Here is a 15,509-nt window from a genome sequence, read left to right as displayed (position 1 = left end):
GAAGGAACGCCGCAAGGCGGTCCCCTCAGTCCTCTGCTGGCGAATGTGATGCTCGATGAAGTGGACCAGGAGTTGGAACGGCGCGGCCATCGCTTCGCGCGCTACGCAGACGATGCGAATGTGTATGTTCGCAGCGTGCGTGCGGGCCATCGGGTGATGGGGCTGCTGCGGCGCTGCTATGCCAAGTTGCACCTGGTGGTCAACGAAGGCAAGAGCGCAGTGGCCAGCGTCTTCGGCCGCAAGTTCCTCGGTTACAGCCTGTGGGTGGGGCCAGGGCGCGAAGTAAAGCGCAAGGTGGCCGACAAGGCGCTGAGCACGTTCAAACAGCGCATCCGTGAACTGACCCGCCGCTCCGGCGGGCGCAGCATGGTGCAAGTGGTGGAGCGACTTCGTGCGTATATGCTGGGATGGAAGGGGTATTTCCAGTTGGCGCAAACGCCAAAGGTTTGGCGCAAACTCGATGAATGGCTGCGTCACAGGCTGCGAGCTATCGCGCTCAAGCACTGGAAGCGTGGCAGCACCATGTATCGGGAATTGCTGAAACTTGGTGCTGCGCCATCAGTGGCAAAACGCGTGGCGGCGAACAGCCGTTGCTGGTGGCGAAATAGCGACGGGTTGCTGAAAACGGTGATGACGATCAGCTATTTCGACCGATTGGGTGTACCGCGCCTGTCTTGACCTCAACTACTCGAACCGCCCGGTGCGGACCCGCATGCCGGGTGGTGTGGCAGGGGAGCGGCCTTCACGGCTGTCCCCTATGCCGATTCTGCCACTTTTCAGTGTTGCATGGGAAACTCGGGACGAAAAAAAACCGCTCATCAGAGCGGCTCTTTCATCAGAGAACACAATATCAATTACTTGATTTTGGTTTCTTTGTACGTTACGTGCTTGCGTGCTTTAGGATCGAACTTCATGATCTCAATTTTCGCAGGCGTAGTACGCTTGTTTTTGGTGGTCGTGTAGAAGTGACCCGTACCGGCGGTCGATTCTAACTTGATTTTGTCGCGGCCTGATTTTGCCATGATAGCTCCCTTATTCTGCTAATTAGACTTTTTCGCCACGAGCGCGCATATCGGTCAATACGGCGTCGATGCCGACTTTATCGATGACGCGCAGACCGGCGTTGGACAAACGCAGGGAGACCCAGCGGTTTTCAGATTCAACAAAAATACGACGATTTTGCAAGTTAGGCAAAAAACGACGTTTGGTTTTGTTGTTTGCATGGGAAACATTGTTGCCGACCATCGGCTTCTTCCCAGTGACTTGGCAAACACGTGCCATGGCGCACTCCTTAAAGACATTCCACAATTGGAAAAACGAGAGTATATCCAAAAAAAGCAGCTTTATCAATGACTTGCGAAAAACAATTGTGTCTTGTTGTTTTGAATTAATTTAACATTATTCAAATCCAAAGGTTTTAGATGGGGGAAACTTGTAAACTTCCTGGTTTACTGCTAGGGCATCGCCTCAGCTTGTGCGCCTATGTCCTTGTTTACACATGGTTAACTGGCGCAAAGCCGCAAAGCGCCTAGAGTTGGCCGTGTTCGGAGAAGGAATGCACTTTTTGCCCAGCGATAATGAAATGGTCGAGGATACGTACCTCTACCAGCGACAGCGCCTGTGTCAGTATGCGCGTCAGCAGCAAGTCCGATTCACTGGGGTCGGACACGCCAGACGGGTGGTTGTGCGCCAGCATGATGCTGGCGGCGTTGTGTAGCAGGGCTTGCTTGACCACTTCACGCGGGTAGACACTGGTATGGGTAAGGGTGCCGCGAAACATTTCCTGGGTCGTGATCAAACGGTTCTTGACGTCCAGAAACAACACGACAAACGATTCGTGCTGCAGGCCGCTCAGGAGCAGGCGCAGATAATCCTTGACTGAACCCGGCGTATTCAAGGCCTGGCCCGTCTGTAAATCTTCCACGATGGCGCGCCGCGCCAGCTCCAGCACCGCTTGCAACTGGGCGTACTTGGCGCTGCCCATGCCATGCACGGCGGAAAAACTCACCAGGCTGGCGCCAAACAGGCCCCGCAGCGAACCGAAATGCTCGACCGTATCGCGCGCCAGTTCCACCGCGCTCTTGCCCCGCACGCCAGTGCGCAGGAACACGGCCAGCAATTCTGCATCCGACAGCGAGTGCGCCCCATCCTGTATCAGGCGCTCGCGCGGCCGTTCACTGGCTGGCCAATCCTTGATTGCCATGCTGCTCTCCTGTTTTGTACGGGTCCGGACTTGTTTGACGATGCCATGGGGCAGGCGCGGCCAGTGTGGCTTACAATATCGTTTTGCACCAGTTACCTGAAAACATACTATGTCCAACGCGCAACCAGCAATCGTCACCGAAGCGGCTTACCTCACTCTGCATTATCGTCTTGCCACGGTGGACGGTACTGATATTGTCACGACCTTTAACGGAAATCCTGCCACCTTGATGCTGGGACAGGGCCAGCTGGCGCCGTTCCTGGAGCAGCGTTTGCTGGGCTTGCCTGAAGGCACGCACAAGACGTTTGAACTGGCTGCCGGCGAAGGCTTCGGTGACCGCAATCCCGAACTGGTGCAATCGGTGTCGCGCGCCACCCTCGATGAAAACTCGGTGCCGGGCGCTGATTACAAGATCGGCGACCTGGTCGACTTCGCCGCGCCGGGCGGCGGCCGCTTTGCCGGCGTATTGCGCGAGATGCGCGAAGATACCGCCCTGTTCGACTTTAATCACCCGTTGGCGGGCCAGCCGCTGCGTTTCGAAGTCAAACTGATTTCCGTGCTGTAAGGAGCAGAACGATGGACAAAGAACTGTTATTGGCCCAGCCGCGTGGCTTTTGTGCCGGTGTCGACCGGGCGATTGAAATCGTCGAGCGCGCCTTGACCCAATTTGGCGCGCCCATCTATGTGCGCCACGAAATCGTGCACAACGCCTATGTGGTGGCAGATTTACGCAACAAGGGCGCGATCTTCATCGATGAGCTCGACGACGTGCCAGCTGGCAATACCCTGGTGTTTTCCGCACATGGCGTGTCGAAAGCCGTACGGGCCGAAGCGGAATCGCGTGGCCTGAGCATTTTTGATGCGACTTGCCCGCTGGTCACCAAAGTGCATATGGAAGTGGCAAAGATGCGCCGCGAAGGCCGCGAGATCATCATGATCGGCCACGATGGCCATCCTGAGGTGGAAGGCACGATGGGCCAGGCAGACATGGGCATGCATCTGGTGGAAACGCTGGACGATGTGGCGAAGCTGCAGGTCGGCAATCCCGACAGCCTGGCCTATGTTTCGCAGACAACGTTGTCAGTTGACGACACGCGCGACATTATTGCCGCCTTAAAAGAGAAATATCCGAATATCACCGAGCCGAAAAAGGGTGATATTTGCTACGCCACCACCAATCGCCAGGAAGCCGTGAAATTCATGGCGCCGCAAGTGGAACTGGTGGTCGTGGTTGGCAGTCCAAACAGTTCGAACTCGAACCGTCTGCGCGAAGTGGCGGAAAAAATGGGCACGCCAGCATATATGGTGGATAACGCCTCGCAGATCGATCCAGCCTGGCTGGAAGGCAAAATAAGAGTGGGCGTGACGGCTGGCGCCTCGGCGCCCGAAGTGCTGGTGCAAGCCGTGATCGACCGTTTGAAGGAATGTGGCGTGAAGAGCGTGCGTCCGCTCGACGGTGTGCAGGAAGCGGTGACCTTTCCCATGCCCAAGGGCCTGGACGGTATCAAACGCGAAGTCGCTTGATTTGTCGAGCATAAAAATCTGCCTGGAAACCAAATTTAATTCGAAAATAAATAATTTATTCCAAGTTTAGTTTTTCAAAAAGACCGTTATGATTGCCAACGCTTGAGTTCATTGCTGTTCTGACTAAGGTTGCAAACGCCCATTTCTGGTGCGTTGCACCGTCCTGGTGAGAATGATTGAAATCGGCACTGAAGGAAGCTTTCCTCCAGTGCCGTTTTTGTATCTGCGATGAGCGCTGCGTAGATGTTGTTCCCGAAAAATGTATATTTGATAGGGCAATCTGACCATGGATATCTTTATCCAGCAAATCATCAACGGTTTAGTGCTGGGCAGCATGTATGCCTTGATCGCCCTCGGTTACACGATGGTATATGGCGTGTTGAACTTGATTAACTTCGCCCACGGCGACGTCTTGATGATAGGCGCCATGGTGGGCTTGACCATCTTGAAGCTGCTGGGCATCTATGTGCCCGACTGGCCTGGCTACCTGAAGCTGGCCACCGCCATCCTCGGCGCCATCCCCGTCTGTATCCTCGTCAATATCCTCATCGAGCGGGTCGCCTACCGCCGTTTGCGCAATGCACCGCGCCTGGCGCCCTTGATTACCGCCATCGGCGTATCGATCCTGCTGCAAACCTTCGCCATGATGATCTGGACGCGCAATCCGCTGCCATTTCCGCAACTGCTGTCGACCGATCCGCTGCATATAGGCGGCGCCGTCATTTCGCAGACACAAGTATTGCTGCTGGCCCTGGCCGCCATTTCCATGGGCTCGCTGGTCTTGCTGGTAGAGAAAACCAAGATGGGCCGCGCCATGCGGGCCACGGCAGAAAATCCCCGCGTGGCCGGCTTGATGGGCGTCGATTCCAATAAAGTCATCGTCGCCACGTTTGCCATCGGCGCCGCACTGGCCGCCGTGGCTGGTGTGATGTGGGGCGCCAATTATGCGTCGATCAAGTTTTCCATGGGCGCGTTGCCCGGCTTGAAAGCTTTTTGCGCGGCGGTGCTGGGCGGTATCGGCAATATCTATGGCGCGATGCTGGGCGGTATCTTGCTGGGACTCATAGAGAGCCTGGGCGCCGGCTATATCGCGTATGCCACGGGCGGCTTCCTCGGTAGTAATTACCAGGATATCTTCGCCTTCATCGTACTGATCATCGTGTTGACCCTGCGTCCGTCCGGCATCATGGGCGAACGCGTGGCCGACCGCGCCTGACGTCATTCCTGGAGCTGAACATGGCATTACTCGATTTCGACGTCAAAAAAAATCCCACCAAAGCCTATCTGGGCATGCTGGGCCTGGCCGCCTTGCTGATGGTCTTTCCCTTCTTTGCCGCCCAGTTCGGCAATTCCTGGGTGCGCATCGTCGACATGGCATTGCTCTACATCATGCTGGCCCTGGGCCTGAACATCGTGGTGGGCTTTGCCGGCTTGCTTGACCTGGGCTACATCGCGTTTTATGCGGTGGGCGCCTACCTGACGGGCTTGCTGGCCTCGCCCCAGTTTGCCATCCTGCTCGAATCGGTGGTCAACGAGTACCCGGGATTGGGCAATTTCCTGGTGCATGTGCTGGGACCGGAAATCCGCGAGAACGGCATCCACTTGTCGGTCTGGGCCATCGTGCCGCTGGCCGCGGCCCTGGCCGGCCTGTTCGGCGCCTTGCTGGGCGCGCCCACCTTGAAGTTGCGCGGCGACTACCTGGCCATCGTGACTCTGGGTTTTGGCGAGATCATCCGTATTTTCATGGGCAATCTGAATGAGCCCATCAATTTCACGAACGGCGCGCAGGGCATCAATATGATAGACCCGATCCGCATCTTCGGCGTCAACCTGGCCGGCGAGGCGGGCAGCAACAGCACGGTGATGCTCGGTGGTTTTTCCATGCCATCCGTCAATGCCTATTACTTCCTGTTCCTGTTGTTGTGTGTTGCCATCGTGTTTGTCACCAGCCGTTTGCAGCATTCGCGCCTGGGCCGCGCCTGGGTGGCCATCCGCGAAGACGAGATCGCCGCCAAGGCCATGGGCATCAACACGCGCAACGTGAAACTGCTGGCGTTTTCCATGGGCGCTTCGTTTGGCGGCGTGGCGGGCGCCATGTTTGCCTCCTTCCAGGGGTTTGTGGCGCCGGAATCGTTTAGTTTGACCGAATCGATCGCCGTGCTGGCGATGGTAGTACTGGGTGGCATCGGCCATATCCCGGGCGTGATTCTGGGCGGCGTGATCCTGGCCTCGATTCCTGAAGTGCTGCGCCACGTGGTCGAGCCGGCCCAGCAAGCGCTGTTCGGCGAGGTCATCATCGACGCGGAAGTGTTGCGCCAGTTGCTGTACGGCCTGGCCATGGTGGTGATCATGCTTACCCGTCCGGCCGGCTTGTGGCCGTCGCCGAAGAGCGAAGACAGGCCCGACCACGACGTCGACCAGCCGAATCAAGCTACAGGCGTGGTATAGACCTGACGATCATGGAGCATATAACAGTGAGCGAACAGATCATTCTCAATATTGCCGGCGTGAACAAGCGCTTCGGCGGCCTACAGGCGTTGACCGACGTGGGTATTACGATCCGGCAAGGCCAGATCTATGGCTTGATCGGCCCGAATGGCGCCGGCAAGACGACTTTCTTCAACGTCATCACGGGTTTGTACCAGCCCGATACGGGCACCTTTGAACTGGCCGGCAAGCCCTATTCGCCCTCGGCGCCGCACAAGGTGGCCAAGGCGGGCATCGCCCGCACCTTCCAGAATATCCGCTTGTTCGGCGACATGACGGCGCTGGAAAACGTGATGGTGGGGCGCCACGTGCGGTCGCACCAGGGCGTGTTCGGCGCCGTCTTTCGGCACAAGGCGGCGCGCCAGGAAGAGGCGGCGATACGCCAGCGCGCCATGGAATTGCTGGACTTTGTCGGCATCGCCCGCTTTGCCAACCGCACCGCGCGCTTTTTGTCGTATGGCGACCAGCGGCGCCTGGAAATTGCGCGCGCGCTGGCCACCGATCCCGTCTTGCTGGCCCTGGATGAACCGGCAGCCGGCATGAATGCCACGGAGAAACTGGCCCTGCGCGAGTTGCTGGTAAAAATCAAGGCGGAAGGCAAGACCGTGCTCTTGATCGAACATGACGTGAAACTGATGATGGGGCTGTGCGACCGCATCACCGTGCTGGAATATGGCAAGCGCATCGCTGAAGGCTTGCCGGCCGAGATACAAGAAAACCAGGCCGTGATCGAAGCTTACCTGGGAGGATCGCACGCATGAGCAACACCGTACTCAAGGTCGCCGGCCTGACAGTCGCCTACGGCGGCATCAAGGCCGTCAAGGGCGTCGACCTGGAAGTCAATCAGGGCGAACTGATCGCCCTGATCGGCGCGAATGGCGCCGGCAAGACGACTACGCTGAAAGCGATTACTGGCACTTTGCCGGCCTGCAAGGTGGACGGCACGATTACTTATCTGGGGCAGCCGCTCAAGGGCAGCCAGTCCTTCCAGCTGGTGGAACGGCGGCTGGCGATGGTGCCGGAAGGGCGGGGCGTATTTACACGCATGTCGATCCGGGAAAACCTGATGATGGGCGCCTATACGCGTTCGGACAAGGCCGGTATCGAGGCCGATATCGACAAGTGGTTCAGCGTGTTTCCCCGCCTGAAAGAAAGGGCGGCGCAGATGGCCGGCACCCTGTCGGGCGGCGAGCAGCAGATGCTGGCCATGGCGCGCGCGCTGATGTGCCACCCGACCTTGCTGCTGCTCGACGAGCCATCGATGGGCTTGTCGCCCATCATGGTCGAGAAAATCTTCGAAGTGATACGCAAGGTATCGAGCGAGGGCATCACCATCTTGCTGGTCGAACAGAATGCCCGTCTGGCCTTGCAGGCGGCGCATCGGGCTTATGTGATGGACACCGGCTTGATCACCATGACAGGCAACGCGGCCGACATGCTCGATGATCCCAGGATCAAGGCAGCCTATCTGGGCGAATAAAACGGGGCAAATAAACCAGGCGGCCCATAAAAAATGCCCCGGCGGGACCGGGGCATAATGGCATCCGTGGGGGAGTACGGAAGGATGCCAGGAGGAGGCTTGCGGGACCGTCAAGGACGGTCCGTACTAACAATTACTTGCTGGCTGCGCGTGGCACGACTTTTTCAGCAGCTTGCGTGAACTGGTTCACGGCCGATGCCAGGTTGGCTTCGATGGTTTCAACAGCTTGCTTGCTGGTTTTCGAGAATTGCTCGTAGCCTGCGTTGGCGTTGCCGATCGCGGTTTTGAAGATGGCGACAGCGTTTTCCGAGCCGGCTGGCGCGTTTTTGCTGACTTCTTCGACCAGCGAGATGACTTTGCGGTTCGTTTCGGCTATTTGCGATTCAGCAGCCTTGCTGAACTCAGCCTGGGTGCCGGACGTGATCGCTGCCAGGTGACGGCCGTAAGCGATGGCTTTTTCAGCGCTAGGCTGGGCTTGAGCGGCGCTCAGCGAGAAAAATTCTTGTGGATCTTTGGCTGCCAGCAATTGCTTGGTGGCGGCAGTCGTTTCTTCCAGGGTAGCTTTGGCTGCCGTCAGGTTCAGTTCGATGATTTTTTCGATACCTTCGAAGGCCTTGCCCGTCAGCGACGAGAACAGGTTGAATTGGGCTTCCAGGTTGGCTTTGGTAGCGGACGAAAACTGCTCAGGGATTGAAAACATGTAAATCTCCAAAATATTAAAATCTGGTTAATTAGATGCTGCGTAGACCGGGGACCGGTTGGAAAGCAGAGGCTTCTGAATTTCAAGCTGAACAAGAATTGTGCAACGCAACAAACCCTATTCTACGGTTTAAAAAAGTTAAGTCAAGCGAATTTTGTGCGATGCAACAATTGAATAGATTTGCATCAAAAGCCTTGTTTCTAAAGAAAAATATTTGATTCCATGTTGTACATTATTTACTGAAAAACTATCCCGGCAGGCCGGACTTGAGGGCAGGCGCAGCCTCGCATGCTAGACTTTGTTTCCCACACTGGCGCCACGCGCTGGTGCAGCGCACCTTCTTGAATTGTAGCCATGTCCCTACCTCCCACTGCCGCTGGCGCCAGCACGTCTTTTCCTGCCACCTTGGCGCCCATGGCCTTGCCCGCTTTCTTCGTCTTGTTATGGAGCACAGGCTTTATCGTCGCCAAGTTCGGCTTGCCATATGCACCGCCGCTGACCTTTTTGCTGCTGCGTTTTCTGGGTGTCCTGGTGATTTTGCTGCCGCTGGTGCTGGTCTTGCGCGCGCCCTGGCCGGTTGGAAAGTTCCGCCAGATCGCCGTGGCCGGTGTATTGATGCAGGCCGGTTACCTGGCTGGCGTGTGGTGCGCCATCAAGCTGGGCATGCCGGCCGGCTTGAGCGCCTTGATCGTGGGCATGCAGCCGGTATTGACGGCTTGCGCCGCGCCCTTGATCGGCGAATCGGTGCGTCCGCGTCAATGGCTGGGCCTGGCTTTCGGCTTGCTGGGCGTGGCCCTGGTGGTGTACGCCAAGATCAATCTGGTGGGATTGACGGCGGAAAGTCTGCTGCTGTGCGTATTTGCCTTGCTGTCGATGACGGCCGGCACCATGTATCAAAAGCGCCATTGTCCCCACTTTGACTTGCGTACCGGCACCGTGGTGCAATTTAGCGCCTCGATCATCGTCGTGCTGCCATTCGCCTGGTATGTCGAAGGGCTGGATTGGCATTTCAGCCAGGTGCAATGGACGGCCAACTTTATCGGCGCCTTGCTGTGGTCGGTGCTGGTGCTGTCGATAGGCGCCATCTTTCTGCTGTTTGCGCTGATACGCCGCAGCGACGCTACCAAAGTGACTGGTTTGCTGTACCTGACGCCACCAACGACGGCCGTGATGGCTTGGTTGATGTTTGGCGAAGCGTTTAATATGCTGGGCGTCGCCGGCATGCTGGTGGCCGTGGTCGGTGTGATTTTTGTTGTCAAGAAGTAGCAAATAGAAAATATCAAATAGTAAATAAAGCAGGAGAGTCAGTTGGAAAACAAGCAAACACCAGAACAGCAGCACTTTGTTGATGCAGCCATTTTGTCGCGCCGCTCGATCCGCGCCTTTTTACCGGATGCGGTGCCACGCGCCGACCTGGAGCGCCTCCTGGAAGTGGCGGCGCGTGCGCCTTCGGGCGCCAATATGCAGCCCTGGAAAGTCTATGTGGTGTCTGGCGAGGCGCGCCAGCGTTTGTCGCGCCGCATCCTGGCGGCCTATGCTGCACCGAAAGAGGCTGAAGCCCCGGCGCGCACGGCTTCCTATACCTATTACCCGCGCCAGTGGACGGCGCCGTTTATCGAACGCCGCCGCAAGATCGGCCTGGACCTGTATCAGCTGCTGGGGCTGGAGCGGGGCGACACGGCCGGCATGGCAGCCCAGCACGGGCGCAATTTCCAGTTTTTCGACGCGCCCGTCGGCTTGATCTTTACAATCGACCGGGTGCTCGAGCAGGGCTCCTGGCTCGATTACGGCATGTTCTTGCAAAACATCATGCTGGCCGCCCGCGCCCGTGGTCTCGACACCTGCCCGCAAGCGGCTTTCATTCATTACCACGACATCATCAGCGATGAGCTAAACATCCCTGCCAGTGAAATGGTGGTCTGCGGCATGGCCTTGGGTTATGCCGATCCAGCCAAGGTGGAGAACCGTTTGACCACGGAACGCGAGGCCTTGCCTGGCTTTGTTAAATTCTTCGAAGAATAAAAAAGAAGAGAAAATCCAGCGGTTTGCACAAGAAAACCGCTGTCTAAGGATGAGCCTGTTTGCTCATCACCAACGATTTTTATTCCATCAACGCAATTAATACTGTTTCAACTGTTAAATTGGCTTGCGATTACTCTACATTTCGCTACACTGCAATAATGCAACAGCTTCATGGGGAATTATTGAATGGCTAAGTTTAAACTTGCTCTGGGAGTATTGGCGTCCCTGCTGTTTGCGCTGGCGCCGGCTGCGGTCGTGTACGCCAAGGACGCGAACAGCAAATCCTCAGTTTCCAAGAAACAACCCAAGAAAGTCAAAGTCGTGCTGCGCAAGGGCGCACACAGCACGGCTGCCGCACCGCGTGAAAAAACCGTGCGCCGCGTGATCACCGTGCATGGCAAGCGCAAGGTCGTGTATCAAAAAGTCAGCAGCGCCGCCGTAGCGATGGCCGCACCGATCCCCACCATGGGCGACCTGGCGGGCTTGAACCTGACGCGCGATCCGCTGGACTTGAAGTCCAGCGTGGCGCTGGTGCTGGACCAGGCCAATGCGGAAGTGCTGTTTGAAAAGAATTCCAATGTGGCCCTGCCGATAGCCTCCATCACCAAGATGATGACGGGCCTGGTGGTAGTCGAAGCCCATCAGGACATGGATGAAGTGCTGACGGTGACGGATGACGATGTCGACCGCGCCAAGTTCAGCAGTTCACGCCTGAAGGTCGGCTCGCAATTGACACGCGCCAATATGCTGCACATCGCCCTGATGAGTTCGGAAAACCGCGCCGCTTCTGCGCTGGGCCGCAATTATCCGGGCGGCTTGCCCGCTTTTGTCGACGCCATGAACGCCAAAGCACGCCAGCTGGGCATGATGGATACGCATTATGTCGATTCCAGCGGTTTGTCAAAGATGAACGTGGCCAGCGCGCATGATCTGGCCAAGCTGGCCATGGCTGCCTTCCAGCAACCCTTGCTGCGCCAATACTCTACCGATCCGAAAGCCATCGTCGAAGCCAGCGGCCACCCCATGCAGTTTGGCAACACCAATCATCTGGTGGCCAATCCCGGCTGGGAAATCGGCTTGCAGAAAACGGGTTTCATTAACGAAGCAGGGCGCTGTTTGATGATGCAGGCGGTGATCGAAGGCCGCTCCGTGATCATGGTTTTTCTTGATTCCAAAGGGAAACAGTCGCGTACGGCCGATGCAGGCCGCATGCGCAAATGGCTGGAAGCCCTGAAACCCGCCAACATCAATATGAGCTTGCCTGGCGGCTAAGGGCGAGCCGCTTAGTCGTGAGGAATAAATCCCAGAGTGACGGAAATCTGGTGGGCTGTATCCACCAGGTCTTCCAGCCACTCATCCTGCAAGCGGTCGGCCGGGGCGGAAATCGACAGGCCTGCGATCAGCTTGCCTGAGTCGTCGCGGATGCCGGCCGCCATGCAGCGCACACCCAGTTCCAGCTCTTCATTATCGCGCGCATAACCGTTTTCGCGCACCAAACTCAGTTCGCGTTCCAGCTTGTGCAAATCCGTGATGGAATTCTTGTTGTGTCCGGCCAGGCCCGTGCGCGTGGCGTAGGCGCGGATGGCTTTCGGTTCATCGACGGACAGGAAGAGCTTGCCTGTCGAGGTCAGGTGCAGCGGGCCGCGTCCGCCGATGGCGCGCACCACCTGCATGCCCGAACGCTCGGAAAAGGCCCGGTCGATGTAGACGATTTCATCGCCCTGGCGCACCGACAAGTTAATCGTTTGCTGGGTCTTTTTATGCAACTGGCGCATGAAGTCCAGCGCCGCTTCGCGCACGCTGAGGCGGCTTTTTACCACATTGCCCAATTCCAGCAGGCGCATGCCCAGGCGATACGTGCCCGGTTCGATGCGGTCGACAAAACGCGTCAGCACCATATCGTTCAGGATGCGGTGCGCCGTTGACGGGTGCAGGCCCGATACCTTGGATAATTCCTTCAAGCTGACCGGGTCTGAATATTTTGCCAGGGCGTCGAGCAGGGCGACCATGCGTTCGATGACCTGGATCGTCGTCTTCTGGGGTGCGACGGGCTCAATTTTCATGATGGATTTGGTGCAATGCAGTATTCATGCATATTTATACCATAATGTGAAAAAATAGTGCAACCTTGCGAGATGAGTAAGCAAAAACTGCCACACTCCATGCTTGCCATGCATAATGTCCGCCACACGGAAAATGGAAAACTACAAATACCATGCAACCAGTCAATGAATTCAAGAGTAAAAGTGGCTTGAAGCGTATCTTTTCCGCCTTCTGCTATTCGCTGGACGGCTTGAAGTCGGCCTGGCGCCATGAACATGCGTTCCGCCAGGAGCTGGGGCTGTTTGTCGCCGGCACGGTGATCGCGCTGCTGCTGGGCATTTCTGCCTTCGAGAAACTGGTGCTGATCGGCGTGCTGCTGCTGGTGCTGATCGTGGAATTAATCAATTCCGCGCTGGAAGCGGTGGTCGACCGTATTTCTCTGGAACGCCATCCGCTGTCCAAGAACGCCAAGGATTTCGGCAGCGCGGCTGTACTGCTGACTTGCCTGCTGGCGTTCGCCACCTGGGCCGTGGTCTTGTTCAACCGCTATTATTAAAATCTTTTCGATAACGTCGCAAACTCCCTTTGTGCGCCAGCCATATGCGTAAATCGCATATAAAATGCCGAAACGCTTCGTTCTCTTTCTTAGCGATGCGCCGTAATCTGGTGGTTCTGAAAGTTCAACCACACGGGGATCTTAGATGCTGTCGAAAAAAATCATCATGGCTGCTGCCATCAGCGCGTTTGCGCTCTTGCAAACCGCACAAGCTGCCGATATCACCCTGCTCAACGTCTCGTACGATCCAACACGCGAGCTGTACCAGGATGTGAACACGGCGTTTGCCAAGGAATGGAAAGCCAAGACGGGCGACAACGTCAAGATCAAACAGTCGCACGGTGGTTCGGGCAAGCAGGCGCGCGCCGTGATCGACGGCCTGGAAGCGGACGTGGTGACCCTGGCCCTGGCCTACGACATCGATGCGCTGGCCGATCACAAATTGCTGGCCCCCGACTGGCAAAAGAAACTGGCGCACAATAGCTCGCCATACACTTCGACCATCGTGTTTCTGGTGCGCAAGGGCAACCCGAAAGGCATCAAGGACTGGAATGATCTGATCAAGCCGGGGGTGTCCGTCATCACGCCGAATCCGAAAACCTCGGGCGGCGCCCGCTGGAATCATCTGGCAGCCTGGGGTTATGCTTTGCGCCAACCGGGCGGCAACGAAGCCAAGGCCAAGGAATTCCTCGGCAAACTGTATAAAAACGTGCCGGTGCTCGACTCCGGTGCGCGCGGCGCCACCACTACCTTTGTGGAACGCGGCATCGGCGACGTGCTGATCGCCTGGGAAAACGAAGCTTACCTGGCCGTCAAGGAACTGGGTCCGACCAAGTTCGACATCATCACGCCGTCCGTCAGCATCCTGGCTGAACCACCGGTGGCCGTGGTCGACAAGTTTGCCGACAAGCACGGTACGCGCAAGGTGGCCGAGGCTTACCTGAACTATCTGTACACGGATGAAGCGCAAGACATCATCGCCAAGAACTATTACCGTCCTGCCACCGAAAAAGCAGCCAAGAAATACGCGAACCAGTTTGCCAAGGTGAACCTGTTCACCATCGAGCAAGTGGCGGGCGGCTGGACTGCCGCGCAAAAAGCGCACTTTGCCGATGGCGGCATCTTTGACCAGATCTACCAACCGAAATAAGACGGGGTCATATTCGATGGCAAGCGCTGACGCTTGCCAGAACATACTGATTGAAGGAAACCATCATGGCGCTGCGCAGCTTTTCGGATTACCGGGTCTTGATCGTGCCGGGCTTGCATAACAGCGGGCCCGAGCATTGGCAAAGCCGCTGGCAGCGCCTGTATCCGCAATTCGAGCGGGTCGAGCAGGATGACTGGGAAACGCCGGACCTGGCAGCCTGGTCGGCGCGCCTGGACCAGGTGCGGCGGCAAGACTCGCGTCCGACCCTGATCGTGGCCCACAGCTTCGGCTGCCTGACCACCGCCCACAGCCTGGCGCGCGATGGAGAGGGCGTGGCCGGCGTGTTGCTGGTGGGGCCGGCCGATCCCGACAAGTTCGGCGTGGCCAAGGCCTTGCCGCACAAGCGTTTGCCTTGTCCCGGTATTTTGATCGCCAGCCAGACTGATCCGTGGATGAGCTCTGAACATGCAGCGCAGTGGGCGCGGCGCTGGAATTGCAAGTATATTGATGGCGGCGCCCTGGGCCATATCAATGCCGAGTCCAGACTTGGTGACTGGGTATATGGCCAGGCGCAATTGCAGACCTTATTTGACCTGGCGCAAGCAGACCGCCGCCATCGTCAGGCAGCCTGAATGCCTGGCACACTATGAATAGCCATAACCCTCAAGGAGATCACGATGACCTTACGCCTGGGCGACGTTGCCCCCGATTTTGAACAAGACAGCTCCATCGGCAAACTCAAGTTTCACGAGTGGGCTGGCAATTCCTGGGTGGTGCTGTTTTCCCACCCGGCTGACTTTACGCCTGTCTGCACCACGGAACTGGGCCTGACGGCCAAGCTGAAGCCGGAATTCGACAAGCGCAATGTCAAAGCCATCGCCTTGTCCGTCGATGCCGCCGAATCGCACCAGCAGTGGATCAAGGATATCGAAGAGACGCAACACACCGTGGTGGGTTTCCCCATCATTGCCGACGTCGACAAGAAAGTGTCTGTGCTGTATGACATGATCCACCCGGAACAATCCGTGACCGCCACCGTGCGCTCCGTCTTCATCGTCGACCCGAACAAGAAAGTACGCCTGATCCTCACGTATCCACTGAGTACTGGTCGTAACTTCAATGAAATCCTGCGCGTGATCGATGCGCTGCAATTGACCGACGGCTACACCGTGGCCACGCCCGGCAACTGGCAAGATGGCGACGACGTCATCATTCCATTGCCTGTGCAAGACCCGGAAGTGATCAAGCAGAAATATCCGAAAGGCTATACGGCCGCCAAGCCCTACTTGCGTTTGACGCCGCAGCCGAATAAATAATACCGGTATCGCCTCAGCCCAAACGCAC

19 protein-coding genes are annotated in these 15,509 nt (G+C 57.2%); 14 read left to right on the top strand and 5 right to left on the bottom strand.

Annotated elements, in window-relative coordinates; genetic code table 11:
- The coding region (locus HDE72_RS16455; RefSeq protein WP_260176746.1) for a group II intron maturase-specific domain-containing protein at nucleotides 1-678 on the top strand (678 nt) is incomplete at its 5' end.
- 176 nt (nucleotides 679-854) lie between these two features.
- Here HDE72_RS16455 and rpmG read toward each other — a convergent pair.
- The 3 genes from rpmG to radC all read right to left on the bottom strand — a co-directional run bounded on the left by rpmG (nucleotide 855) and on the right by radC (nucleotide 2,203).
- Nucleotides 855-1,022, bottom strand: coding sequence for a 50S ribosomal protein L33 (gene rpmG, locus HDE72_RS16450; RefSeq protein WP_183675580.1), 168 nt, complete (start codon nucleotides 1,020-1,022; stop codon nucleotides 855-857).
- A 22-nt stretch (nucleotides 1,023-1,044) separates the two neighbouring features.
- The gene (gene rpmB, locus HDE72_RS16445; RefSeq protein ID WP_026637479.1) at nucleotides 1,045-1,281 is read right to left on the bottom strand and encodes a 50S ribosomal protein L28; all 237 of its coding nucleotides are present in this window, start codon (nucleotides 1,279-1,281) and stop codon (nucleotides 1,045-1,047) included.
- 247 nt (nucleotides 1,282-1,528) lie between these two features.
- Nucleotides 1,529-2,203, bottom strand: coding sequence for a RadC family protein (gene radC / locus HDE72_RS16440; protein WP_183742828.1), 675 nt, complete (start codon nucleotides 2,201-2,203; stop codon nucleotides 1,529-1,531).
- A gap of 109 nt (nucleotides 2,204-2,312) precedes the next feature.
- Between radC and HDE72_RS16435 the strand changes: the two genes are divergently transcribed.
- The 6 genes from HDE72_RS16435 to HDE72_RS16410 all read left to right on the top strand — a co-directional run bounded on the left by HDE72_RS16435 (nucleotide 2,313) and on the right by HDE72_RS16410 (nucleotide 7,694).
- On the top strand, nucleotides 2,313-2,768 hold the full coding sequence (locus tag HDE72_RS16435) for an FKBP-type peptidyl-prolyl cis-trans isomerase (RefSeq protein ID WP_183742827.1): 456 nt from the start codon (nucleotides 2,313-2,315) through the stop codon (nucleotides 2,766-2,768).
- 11 nt (nucleotides 2,769-2,779) lie between these two features.
- Entirely contained in the window at nucleotides 2,780-3,727 is a 948-nt protein-coding gene (gene ispH, locus HDE72_RS16430) for a 4-hydroxy-3-methylbut-2-enyl diphosphate reductase (protein WP_183742826.1), read from the top strand.
- A 286-nt stretch (nucleotides 3,728-4,013) separates the two neighbouring features.
- Nucleotides 4,014-4,943, top strand: coding sequence for a branched-chain amino acid ABC transporter permease (locus HDE72_RS16425; protein ID WP_183742824.1), 930 nt, complete (start codon nucleotides 4,014-4,016; stop codon nucleotides 4,941-4,943).
- A 20-nt stretch (nucleotides 4,944-4,963) separates the two neighbouring features.
- Nucleotides 4,964-6,175 carry an ABC transporter permease subunit gene (locus tag HDE72_RS16420; RefSeq protein ID WP_183742822.1) on the top strand — a complete coding sequence of 404 codons (1,212 nt, stop codon included), beginning with the start codon at nucleotides 4,964-4,966 and terminating at the stop codon, nucleotides 6,173-6,175.
- 26 nt (nucleotides 6,176-6,201) lie between these two features.
- A complete protein-coding gene (locus HDE72_RS16415; protein ID WP_183742820.1) occupies nucleotides 6,202-6,975 on the top strand; it encodes an ABC transporter ATP-binding protein in 774 nt (257 codons plus the stop codon).
- Nucleotides 6,972-7,694: an ABC transporter ATP-binding protein gene (locus HDE72_RS16410; protein ID WP_183742818.1), complete on the top strand. Its 723-nt coding sequence runs from the start codon at nucleotides 6,972-6,974 to the stop codon at nucleotides 7,692-7,694. The genes HDE72_RS16415 and HDE72_RS16410 overlap by 4 nt, the downstream gene beginning before the upstream one ends.
- A 133-nt stretch (nucleotides 7,695-7,827) precedes the next feature.
- Here the strand turns inward: HDE72_RS16410 and HDE72_RS16405 are convergent, their stop codons facing one another.
- A complete protein-coding gene (locus HDE72_RS16405) occupies nucleotides 7,828-8,394 on the bottom strand; it encodes a phasin family protein (protein WP_183742816.1) in 567 nt (188 codons plus the stop codon).
- 354 nt (nucleotides 8,395-8,748) lie between these two features.
- Here HDE72_RS16405 and HDE72_RS16400 point away from each other — a divergent pair, with 354 nt between their 5' ends.
- The 3 genes from HDE72_RS16400 to pbpG all read left to right on the top strand — a co-directional run bounded on the left by HDE72_RS16400 (nucleotide 8,749) and on the right by pbpG (nucleotide 11,688).
- Entirely contained in the window at nucleotides 8,749-9,660 is a 912-nt protein-coding gene (locus tag HDE72_RS16400; protein WP_183742814.1) for a DMT family transporter, read from the top strand.
- A gap of 42 nt (nucleotides 9,661-9,702) precedes the next feature.
- Nucleotides 9,703-10,416: a nitroreductase gene (locus HDE72_RS16395; protein WP_183742811.1), complete on the top strand. Its 714-nt coding sequence runs from the start codon at nucleotides 9,703-9,705 to the stop codon at nucleotides 10,414-10,416.
- 186 nt (nucleotides 10,417-10,602) lie between these two features.
- Nucleotides 10,603-11,688 carry a D-alanyl-D-alanine endopeptidase gene (pbpG, locus tag HDE72_RS16390; RefSeq protein WP_183742809.1) on the top strand — a complete coding sequence of 362 codons (1,086 nt, stop codon included), beginning with the start codon at nucleotides 10,603-10,605 and terminating at the stop codon, nucleotides 11,686-11,688.
- A gap of 11 nt (nucleotides 11,689-11,699) precedes the next feature.
- Here pbpG and HDE72_RS16385 read toward each other — a convergent pair whose 3' ends face one another.
- On the bottom strand, nucleotides 11,700-12,479 hold the full coding sequence (locus HDE72_RS16385) for an IclR family transcriptional regulator (RefSeq protein ID WP_183742807.1): 780 nt from the start codon (nucleotides 12,477-12,479) through the stop codon (nucleotides 11,700-11,702).
- Between the two features lie 152 nt (nucleotides 12,480-12,631).
- On the opposite strand from HDE72_RS16385, the gene HDE72_RS16380 reads away from it, so the two are divergent.
- The 4 genes from HDE72_RS16380 to HDE72_RS16365 all read left to right on the top strand — a co-directional run bounded on the left by HDE72_RS16380 (nucleotide 12,632) and on the right by HDE72_RS16365 (nucleotide 15,481).
- On the top strand, nucleotides 12,632-13,015 hold the full coding sequence (locus HDE72_RS16380) for a diacylglycerol kinase (protein ID WP_183742805.1): 384 nt from the start codon (nucleotides 12,632-12,634) through the stop codon (nucleotides 13,013-13,015).
- A 145-nt stretch (nucleotides 13,016-13,160) separates the two neighbouring features.
- Nucleotides 13,161-14,165: a sulfate ABC transporter substrate-binding protein gene (locus tag HDE72_RS16375; protein ID WP_311735236.1), complete on the top strand. Its 1,005-nt coding sequence runs from the start codon at nucleotides 13,161-13,163 to the stop codon at nucleotides 14,163-14,165.
- Between the two features lie 65 nt (nucleotides 14,166-14,230).
- On the top strand, nucleotides 14,231-14,797 hold the full coding sequence (locus HDE72_RS16370) for an RBBP9/YdeN family alpha/beta hydrolase (protein WP_183742803.1): 567 nt from the start codon (nucleotides 14,231-14,233) through the stop codon (nucleotides 14,795-14,797).
- A 45-nt stretch (nucleotides 14,798-14,842) separates the two neighbouring features.
- Nucleotides 14,843-15,481 (top strand): peroxiredoxin, encoded by a 639-nt coding sequence (locus tag HDE72_RS16365; RefSeq protein ID WP_183742801.1) that lies wholly within the window; start codon nucleotides 14,843-14,845, stop codon nucleotides 15,479-15,481.
- The last annotated feature ends 28 nt before the right edge of the window (nucleotides 15,482-15,509 follow it).

Source organism: Janthinobacterium saanense (genome assembly GCF_014200675.1).
Classification (GTDB): Bacteria; Pseudomonadota; Gammaproteobacteria; order Burkholderiales; family Burkholderiaceae_D; genus Janthinobacterium.
This window is presented reverse-complemented; position numbering and strand designations above follow the sequence as displayed.

Excerpts from the sequence above, each read along its gene's own strand:
- rpmG (WP_183675580.1), bottom strand. The coding sequence starts at position 1,022 with ATGGCAAAATCAGGCCGCGACAAAATCAAGTTAGAATCGACCGCCGGT.
- rpmB (WP_026637479.1), bottom strand. The coding sequence starts at position 1,281 with ATGGCACGTGTTTGCCAAGTCACTGGGAAGAAGCCGATGGTCGGCAAC.
- radC (WP_183742828.1), bottom strand. The coding sequence starts at position 2,203 with ATGGCAATCAAGGATTGGCCAGCCAGTGAACGGCCGCGCGAGCGCCTG.
- HDE72_RS16435 (WP_183742827.1), top strand. The coding sequence starts at position 2,313 with ATGTCCAACGCGCAACCAGCAATCGTCACCGAAGCGGCTTACCTCACT.
- ispH (WP_183742826.1), top strand. The coding sequence starts at position 2,780 with ATGGACAAAGAACTGTTATTGGCCCAGCCGCGTGGCTTTTGTGCCGGT.
- HDE72_RS16425 (WP_183742824.1), top strand. The coding sequence starts at position 4,014 with ATGGATATCTTTATCCAGCAAATCATCAACGGTTTAGTGCTGGGCAGC.
- HDE72_RS16420 (WP_183742822.1), top strand. The coding sequence starts at position 4,964 with ATGGCATTACTCGATTTCGACGTCAAAAAAAATCCCACCAAAGCCTAT.
- HDE72_RS16410 (WP_183742818.1), top strand. The coding sequence starts at position 6,972 with ATGAGCAACACCGTACTCAAGGTCGCCGGCCTGACAGTCGCCTACGGC.
- HDE72_RS16405 (WP_183742816.1), bottom strand. The coding sequence starts at position 8,394 with ATGTTTTCAATCCCTGAGCAGTTTTCGTCCGCTACCAAAGCCAACCTG.
- HDE72_RS16400 (WP_183742814.1), top strand. The coding sequence starts at position 8,749 with ATGTCCCTACCTCCCACTGCCGCTGGCGCCAGCACGTCTTTTCCTGCC.
- pbpG (WP_183742809.1), top strand. The coding sequence starts at position 10,603 with ATGGCTAAGTTTAAACTTGCTCTGGGAGTATTGGCGTCCCTGCTGTTT.
- HDE72_RS16385 (WP_183742807.1), bottom strand. The coding sequence starts at position 12,479 with ATGAAAATTGAGCCCGTCGCACCCCAGAAGACGACGATCCAGGTCATC.
- HDE72_RS16380 (WP_183742805.1), top strand. The coding sequence starts at position 12,632 with ATGCAACCAGTCAATGAATTCAAGAGTAAAAGTGGCTTGAAGCGTATC.
- HDE72_RS16375 (WP_311735236.1), top strand. The coding sequence starts at position 13,161 with ATGCTGTCGAAAAAAATCATCATGGCTGCTGCCATCAGCGCGTTTGCG.
- HDE72_RS16370 (WP_183742803.1), top strand. The coding sequence starts at position 14,231 with ATGGCGCTGCGCAGCTTTTCGGATTACCGGGTCTTGATCGTGCCGGGC.
- HDE72_RS16365 (WP_183742801.1), top strand. The coding sequence starts at position 14,843 with ATGACCTTACGCCTGGGCGACGTTGCCCCCGATTTTGAACAAGACAGC.